Here is a 17,036-nt window from a genome sequence, read left to right on the forward strand (position 1 = left end):
CGCCGCTCAGAGCCAATCGTCGCGGCGGGATCCGATAGCTTCGGACACCGAAGCAAACCCGTCACGGGCGAGCCGCTCGTCAATGCCGCGCGCGATGGAGCCGACCATCGACAGCCCGCCGAACACCAATGCGGTGTATAGTTGTACGGCTGTGGCCCCTGCGCAAATCTTGGCATAGGCCTGATCCGCATCGCTGATCCCCCCGACGCCGATGATTGGCACATCAGTGAGCGTGGACAGACGCGCCAACACCCGTGTGGATTTTTCAAACAACGGCGCGCCGGACAACCCGCCCGCCTCGTCCTTATGCGCTGAACGCAGACCTTCGCGTGACAAGGTTGTGTTCGTTGCAATGATCGCCGCAACGCCTGCGTCTTGCGCGACCTGAGCGACATCGGCAATTTCGGCGTCCGTCAGGTCAGGCGCGATTTTCAGCATTACAGGCGTATCACCACGCACCTGCATCACACCCTCCAGCAATCCGGCAAGTGCGGCCTTGCCCTGAAGGTCACGCAGTTTTTCAGTGTTCGGGGATGATACGTTTACGGTGGCAAAATCAACGTGATCTTTCGCCACTTCCATTACGCGCGCGAAATCCGCGGCGCGGTCGGGGCTGGTTTTGTTTGCGCCAAGGTTCAGTCCGACAGGGACGGTGCGTTTTGCCGATGCAATGCGCGCACAGATCGCATCCACCCCGTCATTGTTAAAGCCGAACCTGTTGATCGCGGCACGATCCTCGCTCAGGCGGAACAGGCGCGGTTTGTCGTTGCCTGATTGCGGCAAGGGCGTGGCGGCACCCACTTCGATAAATCCGAAACCGGCAACACTCAGCGGTTCGATTGCAGTGGCGTTTTTGTCAAACCCAGCGGCAAGGCCGACAGGGTTCAGCAGTGCCAGACCCGCCAGATCGACCGCCAGCCGTGGTGTGCTGACAGGGCCGGGGCGGGGGGCAAGACCCGCGCGAAGGGCCCGAATGGCAAGACCGTGGGCTGCTTCGGGGTCAAACTGGCGCAGAACGCTCAGGCCCATCGCCTCGATCAGGGCGTTCACGCGAAGATATCCGTTACGTCCAGCGGTTTGGTGCGGATCAGTCGCGAGTTCCGTACCGCAGCTTGGCGGTGAACAACCGCCTTTTGGTATTCGGGATCAGTAACCATTGCCAAAAACGCGCCTGCTGTGGGGTAACGGGCGATGAACATCGCATCCCATCGCTCGGACGGGTCCCCGATCAACGCTACCTCATAATCACCGCGCCAGATGATTTCACCACCCACACGTTTCAGAACAGGGCCACTGGCCACGCCATAATTTTTGTACGCCTGCGCGCCGGTTAGGTTCTGGCCCGCCAGTTCATGCCCATCGGGGTATTCGGCTGTTTCGAAAAACTGCACAAGGTTCAGCATGTTGATCGGTGTGTTGCGGTCCAGTGATTTGAAGATATCAAACTGGGCGCGTTCGGTATCGCGGTGATCGGTCATAATGCAGCATCCTCCAGACCTGCGGGGAACTGATGCACGCCGTTGTCCAGCGGCAGCGGTTGCGCCCAGACGACGTCGTCCATCGTCAGTTCGCGATACAGATGCGGAAACAGCGCATCCCCGCGCGACACTTCCCATTCCAGTTCGGGGCCAAGATTGTCCGTTTCGGCCGCGATCAGAAACAGCCCGTCCTGGCCTGCGAAATGCTTCGAAGCCGTTTCGGCAGCTTGGTTGGCGGTTGAAAAGTGAATGTAGCCGTCTGCTACGTCTATCGGGGCACCTGTGGTTTGACCTCGCGCACGCAAGGCTTGCCATTCTTCGGTGCGGAAAATTTTGAATATAAGCATGGATCAGTTGATGCCTTTGTGTGGCTATCGGGTCAAGACCCGATGCGATGGCAAACCCCGCTGGTATCTTTGCAGGCGGCAGACCGCCAGCGGCAGAGCGCGCGCGCGAACATCGGCTTTGACAGACCGTGTGCTGCTTGTCACGGTAAGGGCAGACCATTCAACATCGGGGGACAACCATGAAACGATTCCTATTAAGTGTTGCAGCGCTTGGCCTGACGGCTGGTATGGCTGCGGCGGATTACACGATAACGATTCTGCACACGAATGACTTTCACGCGCGATTTGAACCGATCAGCAAATATGACGGACCGTGCGGCGCAGAGGACAATACTGAAGGCAAGTGTTTTGGCGGCACCGCCCGTTTGGTCACAGCAATCAAGCAAGCACGTGAGCGCAGCAATAACGCGATTCTGGTGGATGGCGGAGACCAGTTTCAGGGCACGCTGTTTTACACCTACTACAAAGGCAAACTTGCCGCCGAGATGATGAACAAGCTGGGCTATGACGCGATGACCGTGGGCAACCATGAATTTGATGACGGTCCCGAAGTGCTGGCAGCGTTTATGTCGGAACTGAAATTTCCGATCCTGATGTCCAACGCGGATGTCAGCGGCGAGCCGCTGCTGGCCGACAAACTGGCGAAATCTGTAGTGATCGAACGGGGCGGAGAACAGATCGGCCTGATCGGTCTGACACCGCAAGACACCGACGAACTGGCCAGTCCCGGTGACAACGTTATTTTCACTGATCCGGTTGGTGCTGTGCAGGGAGAGGTTGATCTGCTGACTGCGCGCGGCGTGAACAAGATCATCGTGCTCAGCCACTCCAGTTATGCTGTCGACCAGAAAGTTGCGGCAGAGACGACCGGCGTTGACGTCATCGTCGGTGGTCACTCGAATACATTGCTCAGCAACACCGACGAGCGGGCAGAGGGGCCATACCCCACGATGGTGGGAAATACCGCGATTGTGCAGGCCTATGCCTACGGCAAATATCTGGGTGAGCTGAACGTCACTTTTGATGATGCGGGTAACGTGACCGAAGCCAAGGGCGATCCGATCCTGATTGATGCCTCGCTGGCTGAGGACGACGAAACCGTTGCGCGGATTGCCGAAATGGCCGCGCCGCTGGAGGAGATACGCAACAAGGTTGTGGCCGACACAGCAGAACCGATTGGCGGTGACCGTGCTGTGTGCCGTGTGCAGGAATGTACGATGGGTAACCTGATTGCCGATGCAATGTTGGCCCGTGTGGCCGAGCAGGGCATTGATGTTGCCATTATGAACAGCGGTGGTATCCGCGCCTCTATCAACGCCGGTCAGGTTACGATGGGTGATGTGTTGACCGTGCTGCCGTTCCAGAACACGCTCTCGACGTTTCAGGTCACCGGCGAAGTGCTGGTTGCCGCGCTTGAAAACGGGGTGAGCCAGATAGAGGAAGGCGCGGGGCGTTTCCCGCAAGTGTCCGGCATGACGTTCTCATTTGATCCCGCCGCCGAGGCCGGTAGCCGTGTGTCTGACGTGATGGTAGCAGGGGCTGCGGTGGATATGGCCAAAACCTACGGTGTTGTATCCAACAACTATGTGCGCAATGGCGGGGATGGCTATGACATGTTCGAAACTGCCGCTAACCCCTATGATTTCGGGCCTGATCTGGCTGATGTCACGGCAGAGTTTATTGCCGCAAATGCACCTTACAAACCTTACACAGACGGGCGCATAACGTCGAAGTAAATACGGTTTTGAATGGCGCGCCTGGACTGGCGCGCCATTCCATTTGATCTGCCGGCCGCTCAGCGCGCGAAAATCGATCAGCGCTGGCAAGTGCGCCTGATTGAGCGCAAGTGCAATAATCTAACCTGCCAATTTTGCGCGACCCACCCTATGTTACTCCCGAAAGAATGCGGAGGTGCGCTGATGTGTGGACGAATGGCAATGACCGTGCCGCCAGAAGCTATGGCACAGGTTTTCGGGGCGGCGCCGGCGAACTCGCTTCCGGAGGGGCCGAATTACAACATTTGCCCGACAAACCGTATTGCGGTGATTACCGGTGGCGAAAACCGGCCGCGGCAGATGGAGGCAATGCGTTGGGGCCTGATCCCGCACTGGTACAAAAAGCCGAACGATGGGCCGCTGTTGATCAATGCGCGCGCAGAAACGGTGCTAGACAAACCGGCCTTCCGCTCTGCGGTGCACACACGGCGGGCGCTGGTGGTTGCGAGCGGTTTTTACGAATGGACAAAGGATGCAGAGGGTGGCCGTGATCCGTGGTATATTACACGACGCGATGGCGCGCCGCTTGCGTTTGCGGGCCTGTGGCAAAGCTGGACAGATCCCGCGAACGAAGAAGAGCTGCGCACGGTGGCCGCGCTGACCATCGCGGCAAACACGCCGATGCAGGCCATTCACCACCGCATGCCCGTGATTGTCGAACAACCAGATTTCGGCCTGTGGCTGGGCGAACAGGGGAAAGGCGCCGCTGCGCTAATGCGAGCGGCGGGCGATGACATACTACAGTGGCACCGTGTTGACCGGAAAGTGAATTCGAATCGCGCGTCCGGCCCCGAACTGATCGAGCCATGGGAGCCGGACAACGACAGTTAATCCGGCAGCCTTCCGGTTTCTCAGTTGTCGTTAAGAGCTGGATTGCCGCTGAAGTTCAGTGTGCCAACCACTTGCACATTGCCGTCTTCGTTAACTTCGTCTTCCGGTCCTCCGGGAACCAGACTGAGGTACTGGTTTGGCATGTTTTCTTCGATGGTCAGCGTTGCGGTTGCGCCGTTTGCCAAGCCCTGCACGACCCAGCTGCCATCATCGGCGGCAATCGTACGGGTATTGCCTGAGATATTCTCGAAAACAACGATATCGCCAGGCTCGACATAACTGATTTCAGGGAAAAATGCGTAATCCATCATCAGAACATGGTATTGTTCGGCAGAGGCAAAGCCTGCAGTACCGGACAGCGCTGCGGCTGATATGGCAGCGCGCATAATAAATTTGCTAAGCATGGCTATGCTCCTTCATGTCGGCCCCCACCTTCACGAAAGTCGGGTGTAGGCCAACAATGTGGCCGAAGTGAGGCGAAGCAGGCAGTTGTTAACTCTGATAGCGCGATCTTAGGCGCCCTGAGTTTGCCCCGCGAGCCATTCGCAAAACGCCACCAGCGGCGGCGGGGCAGGCCGGTCATCCGGCCAGACAAGGTAGTAGCTGCCGATGCTTTCGGTCGTTTTGTCCGATGCAAGAACCAGCTGGCCGTCTTTCAGATAGGGGTCTGCAACAAAGGTGGGCAGCAATGCAATGCCCAGCCCGTGCAAGGCTGCCTGTGCCATGGTGGTGAACTGGTCAAACATCATCCCGTGTGGCGGATCGCAGGGCGCGCCCACCGCTTCGAACCATCGCGACCATGCGCGCGGGCGTGTCTCCAGATGCAGCAGGGGGTGGGCGCGCAGCGCTTGCGGATCATCAAAAGGGGCGCCTTGCAAATCGGGCGTGCAGACCGACACAACAATCTCTGGCATCAGGGGCAGATAGTGCACACCTGGCCAGTCTTCGTGGCCGAAATGGATCGCTGCATCAAACCTGCTTGCTCCCAATGAGAAGGGTTGCAGCCGCGTCGACAGGTTAACTGTGATTTCACGGTGTTCAGCTGCAAATTCAGACAGACGGGGCGCCAGCCAATGCATCCCGAAAGCAGGCAGGATCGCCAGCGTCAAAACACCGGTCTGCGATTCAGTTGCGGCATTCAGCGAGGCCTGCGCCAGCCGGCCGACAATGTCGCGCACTTCGCGCACGTATTCCGTTCCCGCCTGCGTCAGCTTCAAATGCCTGCCTTGGCGTGACATCAGTTGCACGCCCAACTGCCCCTCAAGAGCCTTGATTTGACGGCTGATCGCGGATTGCGTCAACGACAGCTCTGTTGCGGCTTGCGTGGCGCTTCCCAGCCGCGCGCAGGCCTCGAAAGCAAGCAGTGCCGACATGGACGGCAGATAGCGGCGCGGTGCAATCATCTATTACAAAAACTCATGTATTGAGGAATAAGCATCGTTAGAACTTTCGCGCGGGATATGCAATAAGGCGCCAAACCACACTGCAATTCTCTTTGGAAGGATACGCCATGAATGCCGACGCTCCGATTCTCAAAGCCAAGGACGCTCCCGATATGGGCAGCTTTGAATGGTCCGATCCCCTGCGTTTGAATGACCAGCTGCTTGAGGACGAGCGGATGATCATGGAAAGTGCTAAATCCTACGCGCAGGAAAAGCTTCAGCCGCGCATCATTAAAGCTTACGAAAACGAAGAAACAGACGAAAGCATCTTCCGTGAAATGGGCGATATGGGTCTGTTGGGCGTTACAGTGCCCGAAGAGTACGGCGGGCTGGGCGGCTCTTATGTGTCGTACGGTCTGGTCGCGCGCGAGGTTGAGCGTGTGGACAGCGGATACCGCTCGATGATGTCTGTGCAGTCATCCTTGGTGATGTATCCGATCTACGCCTACGGCTCGGAAGCGCAGCGCAAGAAGTACCTGCCAAAACTGGCCAGCGGTGAGTTTATCGGCTGCTTCGGCCTGACAGAGCCCGACGCGGGGTCTGATCCTGCCGGTATGAAAACCCGCGCTGTGAAAACCGCAAATGGTTACAAAATCACCGGTTCCAAGATGTGGATTTCTAACGCGCCGATCGCGGATGTATTTGTAGTCTGGGCAAAATCGGAAGAGCATGGCGGCAAAATCCGCGGCTTTGTGCTTGAAAAAGGGATGAAGGGCCTCAGCGCGCCGAAAGTCGGTAACAAACTGTCGCTGCGCGCCTCGATCACGGGTGAAATCGTGATGGACAACGTCGAAGTCGGCGACGATGCGTTGCTGCCGAATGTGCAGGGCTTGAAGGGTCCGTTTGGCTGTCTGAATCGTGCGCGGTACGGTATCAGCTGGGGTGTGATGGGCTCGGCAGAGTTCTGCTGGCATGCGGCACGCCAGTACGGGCTGGATCGTCACCAGTTCAACAAGCCGCTGGCGCAAACCCAGCTGTTCCAGAAAAAGCTGGCTGATATGATGACCGAAATCACACTGGGTTTGCAGGCGTCCTTGCAGGTAGGTCGTTTGATGGATGCCGCCAACGCTGCGCCCGAGATGATCTCGATCGTCAAGCGCAACAACTGCGGCAAAGCGCTGGAGATCGCACGTCACGCCCGCGACATGCATGGCGGCAACGGCATCTCAGGTGAATTCCAAGTGATCCGTCACATGATGAACCTTGAAACCGTCAACACTTACGAGGGCACTCACGACGTACACGCCCTGATCCTTGGCCGTGCGCAAACAGGATTGCAGGCGTTTTTCTAAACGCACCATTCGCTACATTCAAAACACAAAAACCCGCGCATCATTCGCGCGGGTTTTTATTTTGGGATAGCTGCAAACCTCGCCGCGCTTCGTATTTGCACCGACCCTTACAAAGCATCTTTCAGCGCTGTAAAATGCCGGTGAGTGATCGCGGCCCGCATCCATATCACATTCTAACAACGTAGCTATTCTTTCGGAGCAGGAGCGCCCCCTTCGAAATTGTTGCCGTTGACATAATCGCAAGGCGCTTCCTGCATCTCAAGATGCAAACCTGTGCCGGAATAGGGATGTGCGCGTGCCAGCGCTTCGTCTACTTCGATCCCCAAACCGGGCGCAGTAGGGGCCTGAATGAAACCGCCCTCTACGCGAATGCTTCCCTTGATCAACCGGTCGTGGAATGGCGTTTCAATTGTTTCGGCCATCAACAGGTTCGGTATGCTGACGGCCAAATGGATATTTGCAGCCCATTCCACGGGACCCGCATAAAGGTGCGGTGCCATCTGCGCGTTATAAACCTCGGCCATTGCTGCAACCTTTTTCATCTCCCAAATGCCACCGGCGCGCCCCAAAGCAGGCTGCAAAATACTGGCAGCGCCACTGCGCAATACGGGGGCGAACTCTGCTTTGGTGGTCAAACGCTCACCCGTGGCGATGGGGATGCGCACGGCATTTGCAACTTTTGCCATTTCGCTCACGCTATCCGGCGGAACAGGCTCTTCATACCAAAGCGGGCTATACGGCTCCAGCGCCTGACCCAGCCGGATCGCGCCTGCGGTCGTGAACTGCCCATGTGTGCCAAATAACAGATCGGCGCGCGTACCTACGGCTTCACGAATGGCGCGGCAAAAGGCAACAGACTGCGCGATGTCTGTCATCGCAGGCATATGCCCCCCGCGCCGCGTGTACGGGCCAGCAGGATCAAACTTGACTGCGGTATAGCCGCGATTCACAGCGTCCAGCGCACTTTCTGCTGCCATGTCAGCCGATGTCCAGAATAATGCCGGATCATGATGGGGCAGGGGGTAAAGATAGGTATAGGCCCGAACCCGCGCATTCATCACCCCGCCCAGCAGCGCATAAACAGGCCGCTCACGCGCCTTACCCAGTATATCCCAACAGGCAATTTCCAGCCCCGAAAACGCGCCCATGACCGTCAGGTCGGGCCGTTGCGTAAAGCCTGCGGAATAGACGCGCCGGAACATCATCTCGATATTTTCCGGATTCTCCTCCGCCATATGGCGCGCAAATACATCTTCAATCACGGTCCGCATCGCTTCAGGACCGATAGAGGATGCATAGCACTCGCCCCAGCCGGTGATCCCGCATGCTGTCGTGACTTTGACCAGTATCCAGTACCGCCCACCCCAACCGGGAGCAGGGGGCGCCGTCACGATAACATCCAGATCCTTCAGCCGCATCGTATCCCTCCCAAAGCTTGCGTATTCAACTGTCAGCAAACCTCTTCTTTTTTCAATAAACTCAATCAGGCACTGGGAACGGGCGCAATCGCCGGAAATGTCTGCTTACCTTTCGAATACAATCACATTTCTGCGTGCCGCACCTGTTTTTGTATCCGCAATGGCATCGTTGATCTGCTCCAGCGTCCATCGTCCCGAAATCAGTTCATCCAGTTTCAGCCGCCCTTGGGTATACAGATCGACCATCCACGGAATATCCCGCTGGATCACCACATCACCCATCTTGGAGCCGACCATGCTCTGCCCTACCGCCGCCATCACCACCGGTTCGTAGGTAGATGTCTGACCCGAATGGGGCATGCCCACCATCACCACCTTCCCCCCGTAGGCAAGGTATCTGGGCGCGGTATCATAGGCGGGAATCGCGCCGACGGTCACAATCACCGCGTCAGCGCCGCGCCCCATGGCGCGCTTGGCTTGTGCCCATGGTTTGGCTTCGGTGGCCAGAACGCCATCGGTGGCGCCGAATTCGCGTGCGATTTCCAGTTTCTCGGCGCTCATGTCAACGGCAACAATGCGGCGCGCACCAGCTATCCGCGCGCCCTGAATTGCGTTCAGGCCAACGCCGCCAGCGCCGATCACCACCACATCCTGCCCTGCGCGCAGGCCTGCTGCATTGACCACAGCCCCCACACCGGTAATGACACCGCAGGCAATCAATGCGGCGCTTTCCATGGGAATGTCCTTGCCTATTTTCACGACCTGCCGCTGGTCTACAACAACCGCTTCGGCAAAGGCACCGCAGGCCATGGCCTGATGCAACCTGCCACCGTCGGCGGTTTTAATCGGCCCGTGATCTCCGTCATAAGGGGTGGTGCACAACGTCGGCACGCCGCCAGCACAGGAAGGGCAGGTGCCACACGCGCGGATAAGGGTAACGACAACACTGTCGCCCACCTCGATACCGTTCACGCCAGACCCGATGGCCGCTACGGTGCCTGCCGCCTCGTGTCCATAGACCGCCGGCAGTGATCCACCCCATGCGCCTTCGGCAAATGATATATCCGAATGGCAGATTGCAACGGCGTCCAGCGTCACTTCGACCTCGCCGGCTTCAGGCGCACGCAAGGTGATGTCCTCAATTTTCAGGGGGGCATTGAACTCATGGCAAACAGCGGCTTTGATCTTTCTCACGGGATATCCTTTCACCTGTTCGATACAGGTTTGCGCAGATCATCTGGACCGACAACCCCTTTTCAAGCCAATAAATGTAACGTTACGTCAGCTGCTTCGTCGTGTGCCCCACAGCAGCACCACCAACCCCAGAACGGCAAGGGCCGCCGACAGCAAAAACGGCGCTCCGGGCAAGTAAACGGGCGCTTCGGCATTGGTGAAGCGTGCAAAGGTATAGGTCATCACCAAGGGCGACAGGATCATCGCCAGGGCAGAAGCAGACGTTAGTGCGCCCTGCAATTCGCCTTGGGAATCGTTTTCCACCCGTGCGGACATGATACCCTGCAACGCGGGGGGTGTGATCCCGCCCATGGCGGCAAGCGGAGTCAGTACCAAAACCCAGAACCCCGAAGGAATAAAGGCGAGAGCCATCAGACTGGTGATGCTGAAAAGGTGGCCGGCAATGACAGTCCCCCGTTCGCCCAGTGATTTCAGGATGGGCCGGATCAGGCCGCCCTGAACAAGCGCCATCGTTGCGCCGAATACCGCCAGAGACAATCCGATGGTGGTGGGGCTCCAGTCAAAACGCTCTTTCCCGAAATAAGGCCAGACGGCGGGATAGACTGCAAATCCTATAGAATAAATGAAATACACAACCAGTAGCTGCGTAACTCCCGGCAGTCGCCCCAAAGATCGCAGCGCGCCCAGTGCATTGGCTCGTCGCCAGCTGAATGCGCGGCGGTTCGCGACTGTCACGGTTTCCTTCAGCACAATCCAACCGAACAGCGCGTTTGATCCCGCCAGCCCCGCCGCAAGCCAGAATGGCGCACGTGTCCCATACTCGGCCAGCAGCCCGCCCAGAATGGGCCCCAGCACAAAACCCGCGCCAAAGGCGGCGCCGACCAGACCAAAGCGCGCCGCTCGCTCGTGCGGGGCGGAAATGTCGGCCATATAGGCGCTTGCGGTCGATTGCGTCGCCGCCGTGATCCCGCCGATAATCCGGCCGATCAACAATAGCCAGATCGCCCCCGCGACCGCCATCAGGACATAATCAAGCGCCATCACCACAAGCGCAACCAACAGGACGGGCCTGCGCCCGAAACGGTCTGACAAGCCGCCGATCACCGGCCCGAACAAGAACTGCATCACTGCAAACGTGGTTGACAGTATCCCGCCCCACACAGCCGCTTGCGCCAATGTCCCACCGCCCAGTTCCAAAAGAAGATCGGGCATGACGGGGATAATCAGGCCAATGCCCATGCCATCGATCATTACAGTCAGCAGAATAAAGATGATGGGCAGGCGCACTAATTCAGATCGCCTTTGCGCGGGCAGCAAAAGCGCGCGCATCGACCGGCGCCTGACCTAATGATCGCGCAGGATCGAACAGGTCTTGCGTCAATACGGGATAGGCGGCACGCGCAATCTTCTCGAGTGGCACACCTTGATCCTGCGCAGCATGGCAAAGGCGTGCTGTCTCTGCCTGCGCCTTGGGGCGGGGCATCTCGCGGGCCAGTGCGTAGGTCAGTGCCTCACCATGAATAATACCGTGACGATCGCCAAGTGTTGCCGCCATCCGATCTGTGTCCGCTTTCATATTCTGTGTGACTATTTTCGCGTGTTGCAGTGCGGATGCCGTGCCAAGCGCAATTTGGGGAAGCACCATCCATTCGGTGAAGAATGCCGCATTGTCACCTTGATGCGCATGATGTGTGGCCGCAGAAAGAGCCGCGCGCAAGCCGTTCATCTGATGACCTAGTGCCAGCATTGCCGCTGGCCCTACGGGACCTTGTTGTCGCGAAAACGCCAGCATACGCACCTCTGCAATTTCCGGGCTGGTCAATGCAATCAATGATACACCCATACGGGACAGTACGTTTGTAACCTGTCCCAGCCAGTCTGCAATGCGTTGGATTGGCCCACGGTCAACATGCCAGCAGCGGGCTGGGTCATTCAAACCAAGACCTGTCGCCAGACCTGCGCGGGTCTGCGCCGCCTGCGGCCCAAGTGGCGATCCGGTTCCCGCGCTGCCGGAAAGCGAGGCATACAGGGACGAAGCGCGCAAAACTGTAAGAGCTTCTACAAGATCACAAAGGGCATGTCCCCAGTCGGCCACAACCGCGCCCCAACTGGTTGGCGTGAGGCGCTGCCCGTTGGTACGGCCTGTCATTGGGGTCTGCGCGTGTTCGCTCGCTTGCTGTGCCAGTGCTGCGATGATGGTGCGCAAATCCTGCTCGGCAAGAAGCAGCAACTGACGCAGCCGCAGCATCAATGCGGTGTCCATAATATCTTGCGATGACGCGCCCCAATGGACAAATTGCGCATGCTCGGGCGCATTCATTTCGGCGCGGAAAGCCGCGACGAGGCCTTCGACACAGTCGCCGTTTTCACCTGTAGCACGCGCGATTGCACCGGGATCGATCTGGATTTCCATCGTAGCACGTTGGATGGCTTTCGCGCTGAGGTCGGGGATGACGCCAAGGGCCGCCTGGCTGCGCGCCAATGCGCCCAGAACCAGTAGCATCGCACGCAGGGCGGCTGTGTCAGAGAACAGCCTTCCGGCCTCACCCGTAGGGAACAGGTGCGCATAAAGCGGGCTGTCAAAAACGCTTGCGGCCATCAGGCTGGTTGCTCCGTTCCGAAGGAAACCAAGCCGATGTCAAAATGACGCGAAATGTGGAAGCGGTTTTTCATGATTGTAGAGCGATGGTCAGACATGGCCAACCCGCTTCAGGAACGCGGTGAGAACGCGCGCGTATTCTTCGGGTTGCTCCACACAGGGCAGATGGCCCGCGCGGCGGATCAGGTGAAAGTCGGACGCAGGGACCAGATCGGTTGTCTCGCGCACCAGATCCGGCGGGGTGGAGCCATCCTCATCGCCGACGATACCAAGGCAGGGCAAGCGCAAGCCGCTGGTGGAGGTGTAAAAATCGGTGCCCGAAATCGCCGCAGAGCATCCCGCGTAGCCCTCAACAGCCTGCTGCACCAGCATGTTGCGCCACAATTCAAGCTCGGGTCTGGCGCGGAACTCTTTTGAAAACCAGCGTTCCATCACCCCGTCGGCAAGGCTTTCGATACCGCCAGTCTTGACCGCCGCAATCCGTTCGTCCCACAGGCCCGCATTGCCGATTTTGGCCGCTGTATTGCTCAGAACGATGCCGCGTATCATGTCCAGCCGCTTTACTGCCAGCCCCTGCGCAATCATCCCGCCGATACTGAGCCCGACAAACACGCAATCGCGCACCTCGAGGTGGTCAAGCAGGCGTTCACAATCGCTGATAAGCCCGCCCATGGAATACGGACCACCCGGCACGCTGGAAAGGCCGTGACCGCGCTTGTCCCAGCGCACGATGCGCAACCCTTCGGGGAGCAGCGGCATGACCGGATCCCACAAGCGCAAATCAGTGCCCAGCGAATTTGCAAACACCACGACAGGGCCATCCGCAGGCCCGTCCACGCGGTAATGCAGCCGCACCTCGCCTGTATCGAAAATCTGCATCATGTACCGCCTTTCAGTTTGATATGTGCCATGATCTGCCCGTGATCGGAGGCCAGCTTGTTGTACGGCGCCTCAGCATGGCTGCCATCTGTCAGATGATCGTTGAAAACGCTGAAATATTCCATCTCGCCGATGGCATCATTGTTTTCAGGCAGAAAATCGCGCGACAGGTAAATCTGGTCAATGCTTTCGTATACGCCGCCAAATGCAGCGGTAAACACCATGTCGCGCAGGGATTTGCGCGCGAACAGCTTTTCCGCTGCGTGCAGGCGCACGGCTTCTATGTCATTTGTGATCTGCTCTGCCTCAGCCTGCGAGTAGCGATCACCGCGGTGTTCAGCATCATGGCGCAGCATCCATTGATAATTTCTGAACGGTATCTCACCGCTAATGATTTCCGAACTCACGGCGTTTCCGGCATCATTGAAATCACCCACGACCATTACCGGATTTCCGGCATAAAGCTCTTGCACGATTGCCCCGCGCAGCACCCATGCCTCGGCCATACGCCGCATGGCGGCGCGGGCCGATCCAAGGGCGCGGCCAACGGGATCATACTGTGTCAGGTCCGCTTCGGGGGCGGGGCTGCCATCAGCGGGGCGGATGAATTCACCCAGCTTTGATTTCAGGTGGCAGTTGAACACGCTTATCACCTGATCGCCGACAGGCACACGCACTTTCAGCACCGGACGGCTGAGGCGGCTGATGCGGAAAAAACCGCCGTCATCGCCATTGTCGGAAAATGGAATATCCAGAGGTTGCCCTAAATCCTGAATGATCTCCGGCTCGCCGACAAATCCAAAGCGCGACAGAACCGCCAATCCGGGACGGCGATTGCCCGCGTCTCCGTCGTTCATGTTGGGGGCAAACGCAATTTCAGCCTCGCGGTAACTGCCATATCCGAGCTTGTCGAAAATGGCGCGTTTGCGGTAGCGCTTGGTGCTGTCGGGCAGCGAAAAATCGTTGTGCGCGTCACCGTATGTGTCAGCCAGAGTAATTATATCGCGCAGGCTGTCTTCGTCGAATACCTCCTGAAATCCGACGATATCGGCATCCAGCGTGACCATCTGGTCGGCCAGCCAGTCGCGTTTCCATGCGTATTCTTCAGGGGTGTATGACTGGAACCGGTAATATTCCTTGTCCGCTCCGATCAGGTTCTTGACGTTGAAACTGGCGATCGTGAAACGACTCATACACGCTCCACTGCGCGGGTAAACATGGCGGGGTCCACGTTTCCGCCCGATATAACGACGATCACATCATCGCCCTGAATCTGATCGCGCCGGAACAGCGCGGCAGCAAGCGCAACCGCCCCCCCCGGTTCGGCGACCAGTTTCAGCCGCAGAAATGCCTGCGCCATCGCGCCCAGCGCTTCATCATCGGACACAACCAGCCCCGCGCCGCACAGCCGGTTGATGACGGGCCATGTCAGATCGCCGGGTTGTGGGGTGACGATTGCATCACAAATGCTGCCCGATGTGGCGCTGTTACGTTGAATTTTACCTGCAAGAAGCGATCTGGCAACATCGTCGAAGTGCTGCGGCTCGGCAGTGCGGGCGCGCAGGGTCGGGGCGTCGGCCTCCAGCGCCAGTGCGATGCCGGCAGTCAAGCCGCCACCGCCGCAACATACAATTACATCTGCTTCCCTGATCCCCAGGGCGTTTGCATCGGTTGCGATTTCCAATCCGCAAGTGCCTTGCCCCGCTATCACTTGCGGTTCGTCAAAAGGTTTGATCAGGGTCAGGCCACGCTCCGCTCCCAATCTCTCGCCTATTTCATCGCGCGATTCCGTATCGCGGTCATAAAGGATCACCTCACCACCATACGCTTGCGTATTGCGAATTTTGAGCTGAGGCGCATCCGATGGCATGACAATAACCGCGGAAGTGCCGTGCATTTTTGCGGCAAGGGCAACGCCCTGCGCGTGGTTGCCGGATGAAAATGCGATCACGCCTTTGGCGCGCGTTTCAGGATCAAGTGCGCTGAGCGCGCTATAGGCGCCGCGAAACTTGAAGCTGCCTGTATGTTGTAGACATTCGGGTTTGATCCAGACACGCCGCCCCGAAATCTCATCAAGAAAGCCAGAGTTCAGCAGTGGTGTCCGCAGGGCATGACCCTCAAGCCGCTTAGCGGCCGCGCGGATCATATCAATGTTCATTGCATCTTTCCGATCCATTCATACAGCGCATTCACCGCCTCTGGCTCGTCAAGAAAGGGGATGTGGCCACGGTCCGGCACCCGCGCGAGGATCATGTCGGGGCGGCGCTTTTGCATCTCGGCGACGGTATCCGCGCTCAGCAGGTTCGAGTTCAGACCCCAGACAAGCGCCAGCGGCAAATCGTCCATCGCATCAAAGTAGGGCCACAGATCAGGCATCATTTGATCGCCAGCGGCCAGTACGGCGTCGCGCAAGTGTTTGTCATAGGTGATGTGCAGACCGTTTTCATCCTGCGTGTAGTGCTTGCGCGATTCCTCCAGCCAGCGGCCTTCGGGCATGTTGGCAAATTCGGGAAATGCGCGCGCCATCGCGCTCGCGGCGTCTTCGTGGGTTTTGGCCGCGGGGTTGCGACCGATATAGTCTTTTATAAATTCCAAGCCCTTTGGATCAATCACGGGGCCAACATCATTCAAGGCAACGCCCAGCAGGCGTTCTTTTGCGCCCATCGCCATACCCATGGCGTTCAGTCCGCCGCGGGAGGTGCCGATGATTGCAACCTTTTCAATGCCCAAATGATCAAGCAGTTCTATCACATCGCGGCATTCAACAGGCAGGCTGTAATTTGACCAATCGGGATCAAAATCCGAACGGCCACGTCCACGATAATCCATTTTGATCAGCCGATGACCAGACAAGTGCGGCGTGACATAGTCAAAATCTGCGGTGGTGCGGGTCAATCCGGCCAGACAGAGAATCGGCAGGCCGGTCCCTTCGTCGGTGTAGAAAAGATTTAGCCCGTCGGATGTGGTGAAATGTGCCATTAGATGCCTGCCAGTTTTGGAATATCGGTGAGATCATTAACTATATGTGTGGGGGTCCACGGTAAGCGGTCCACCGGATCGCCGGCGCGGTTTACCCATGCGGTTTCAAATCCGTAGCCGCTTGCGGCGGCGGCGTCCCATCCGTTGGAGGAGACAAAAAGCACTTCGGATTTGGTACAGTTGAATTCCGCAGCGACCAGATCGTAAACCCGTGCGTCGGGCTTGAACACGCCCACGGTTTCAACTGACAGCAGGGCATCAAGAGCCCCGCCGATGCCTGCGCTTTGCACCGCGCCACGCAGCATCGCGGGCGAGCCGTTGGACAGGATCGCGGTGTTCAGCCCCGAGCTTTTCAGGGATTTCAGCATGTCAGGCACTTCGCGATAGGCTTCCAATTCCCAATAGAGTTGCAGCAGGCGTTCACGTAATGCCGGATTGCCCGCATGGCCGGTTTTTTCCAACGCCCAGTCAAGACCCTCTTGGGTTATCTGCCAAAAATCGCAATGTGCGCCGGTGACTGCCCGTAACCAGCTGTATTGCAGTTGCTTTTGGCGCCAGTGTTCGGCCAGTTGGGGCCAGCTTTCGCTGATTGTGGCGTGGTCATCCTCTTGGGCTGCTTGCCGCGCTGCCGCGCTCACATCAAACAGTGTTCCGTAGGCGTCGAATATGCAGGTCGTGATGGTCATTGCGGCCTCGCGCTGTTTGATATCCGGGTTGCGAGTACAGTGGCATGAGGCAGGCGCGCGGAAAAGGGCGAAATGGGGGTTGTGGTCGGGGAGCAGAGTTGAATACATAACCCCAC

17 protein-coding genes are annotated in these 17,036 nt (G+C 58.1%); 3 read left to right on the plus strand and 14 right to left on the minus strand.

The features are described from left to right. Positions 1-6: 6 nt before the first annotated feature. Genes OS189_RS11895 through OS189_RS11905 form a run of 3 tightly spaced genes read right to left on the minus strand, consistent with a single transcriptional unit; the run spans position 7 to position 1,825 of the window. Positions 7-1,029 carry a quinone-dependent dihydroorotate dehydrogenase gene (locus tag OS189_RS11895; RefSeq protein WP_267167594.1) on the minus strand — a complete coding sequence of 341 codons (1,023 nt, stop codon included), beginning with the start codon at positions 1,027-1,029 and terminating at the stop codon, positions 7-9. 17 nt (positions 1,030-1,046) lie between these two features. Then, positions 1,047-1,478 (minus strand): DUF1330 domain-containing protein, encoded by a 432-nt coding sequence (locus tag OS189_RS11900; RefSeq protein ID WP_267167527.1) that lies wholly within the window; start codon positions 1,476-1,478, stop codon positions 1,047-1,049. Beyond that, positions 1,475-1,825 (minus strand): DUF952 domain-containing protein, encoded by a 351-nt coding sequence (locus tag OS189_RS11905; RefSeq protein ID WP_267167528.1) that lies wholly within the window; start codon positions 1,823-1,825, stop codon positions 1,475-1,477. The genes OS189_RS11900 and OS189_RS11905 overlap by 4 nt, the downstream gene beginning before the upstream one ends. 179 nt (positions 1,826-2,004) lie before the next feature. Here OS189_RS11905 and OS189_RS11910 point away from each other — a divergent pair, with 179 nt between their 5' ends. Together OS189_RS11910 and OS189_RS11915 are read left to right on the plus strand one after the other, a co-directional pair. Beyond that, complete coding sequence (locus tag OS189_RS11910) at positions 2,005-3,561, plus strand: bifunctional metallophosphatase/5'-nucleotidase (RefSeq protein WP_267167529.1); 1,557 nt, start codon at positions 2,005-2,007, stop codon at positions 3,559-3,561. A gap of 183 nt (positions 3,562-3,744) precedes the next feature. Further along, positions 3,745-4,431, plus strand: coding sequence for an SOS response-associated peptidase (locus OS189_RS11915; RefSeq protein ID WP_267167530.1), 687 nt, complete (start codon positions 3,745-3,747; stop codon positions 4,429-4,431). A 20-nt stretch (positions 4,432-4,451) separates the two neighbouring features. Here OS189_RS11915 and OS189_RS11920 read toward each other — a convergent pair whose 3' ends face one another. Together OS189_RS11920 and OS189_RS11925 are read right to left on the minus strand one after the other, a co-directional pair. Next, the gene (locus OS189_RS11920) at positions 4,452-4,835 is read right to left on the minus strand and encodes a cupredoxin domain-containing protein (RefSeq protein WP_267167531.1); all 384 of its coding nucleotides are present in this window, start codon (positions 4,833-4,835) and stop codon (positions 4,452-4,454) included. 108 nt (positions 4,836-4,943) lie between these two features. Continuing rightward, positions 4,944-5,834: a LysR substrate-binding domain-containing protein gene (locus tag OS189_RS11925; protein WP_267167532.1), complete on the minus strand. Its 891-nt coding sequence runs from the start codon at positions 5,832-5,834 to the stop codon at positions 4,944-4,946. Positions 5,835-5,941: 107 nt separating this feature from the next. Here OS189_RS11925 and OS189_RS11930 point away from each other — a divergent pair, with 107 nt between their 5' ends. Beyond that, positions 5,942-7,165: an acyl-CoA dehydrogenase gene (locus tag OS189_RS11930; protein WP_267167533.1), complete on the plus strand. Its 1,224-nt coding sequence runs from the start codon at positions 5,942-5,944 to the stop codon at positions 7,163-7,165. 185 nt (positions 7,166-7,350) lie between these two features. Here the strand turns inward: OS189_RS11930 and OS189_RS11935 are convergent, their stop codons facing one another. The 9 genes from OS189_RS11935 to OS189_RS11975 all read right to left on the minus strand — a co-directional run bounded on the left by OS189_RS11935 (position 7,351) and on the right by OS189_RS11975 (position 16,920). After that, positions 7,351-8,583: a mandelate racemase/muconate lactonizing enzyme family protein gene (locus tag OS189_RS11935; protein ID WP_267167534.1), complete on the minus strand. Its 1,233-nt coding sequence runs from the start codon at positions 8,581-8,583 to the stop codon at positions 7,351-7,353. Positions 8,584-8,688: 105 nt separating this feature from the next. After that, complete coding sequence (locus OS189_RS11940; RefSeq protein ID WP_267167535.1) at positions 8,689-9,777, minus strand: Zn-dependent alcohol dehydrogenase; 1,089 nt, start codon at positions 9,775-9,777, stop codon at positions 8,689-8,691. Positions 9,778-9,864: 87 nt separating this feature from the next. Then, a complete protein-coding gene (locus OS189_RS11945; protein WP_267167595.1) occupies positions 9,865-11,064 on the minus strand; it encodes a TCR/Tet family MFS transporter in 1,200 nt (399 codons plus the stop codon). A 4-nt stretch (positions 11,065-11,068) separates the two neighbouring features. Continuing rightward, positions 11,069-12,376, minus strand: coding sequence for a lyase family protein (locus OS189_RS11950; RefSeq protein ID WP_267167536.1), 1,308 nt, complete (start codon positions 12,374-12,376; stop codon positions 11,069-11,071). 90 nt (positions 12,377-12,466) lie between these two features. After that, entirely contained in the window at positions 12,467-13,255 is a 789-nt protein-coding gene (gene pcaD, locus OS189_RS11955; RefSeq protein WP_267167537.1) for a 3-oxoadipate enol-lactonase, read from the minus strand. Beyond that, entirely contained in the window at positions 13,255-14,448 is a 1,194-nt protein-coding gene (locus OS189_RS11960) for an endonuclease/exonuclease/phosphatase family protein (RefSeq protein WP_267167538.1), read from the minus strand. The genes pcaD and OS189_RS11960 overlap by 1 nt, the downstream gene beginning before the upstream one ends. Beyond that, a complete protein-coding gene (locus OS189_RS11965; protein WP_267167539.1) occupies positions 14,445-15,413 on the minus strand; it encodes a threonine ammonia-lyase in 969 nt (322 codons plus the stop codon). Before OS189_RS11965 ends, OS189_RS11960 begins: the two co-directional genes overlap by 4 nt. Further along, the gene (locus OS189_RS11970) at positions 15,410-16,234 is read right to left on the minus strand and encodes an alpha/beta fold hydrolase (RefSeq protein WP_267167540.1); all 825 of its coding nucleotides are present in this window, start codon (positions 16,232-16,234) and stop codon (positions 15,410-15,412) included. Before OS189_RS11970 ends, OS189_RS11965 begins: the two co-directional genes overlap by 4 nt. Then, entirely contained in the window at positions 16,234-16,920 is a 687-nt protein-coding gene (locus OS189_RS11975; RefSeq protein WP_267167541.1) for a haloacid dehalogenase type II, read from the minus strand. The genes OS189_RS11970 and OS189_RS11975 overlap by 1 nt, the downstream gene beginning before the upstream one ends. Between the last annotated feature and the right edge of the window lie 116 nt (positions 16,921-17,036).

The sequence above is a fragment of the Sulfitobacter sp. F26169L genome (assembly GCF_026410285.1).
Lineage (GTDB): Bacteria > Pseudomonadota > Alphaproteobacteria > Rhodobacterales > Rhodobacteraceae > Sulfitobacter.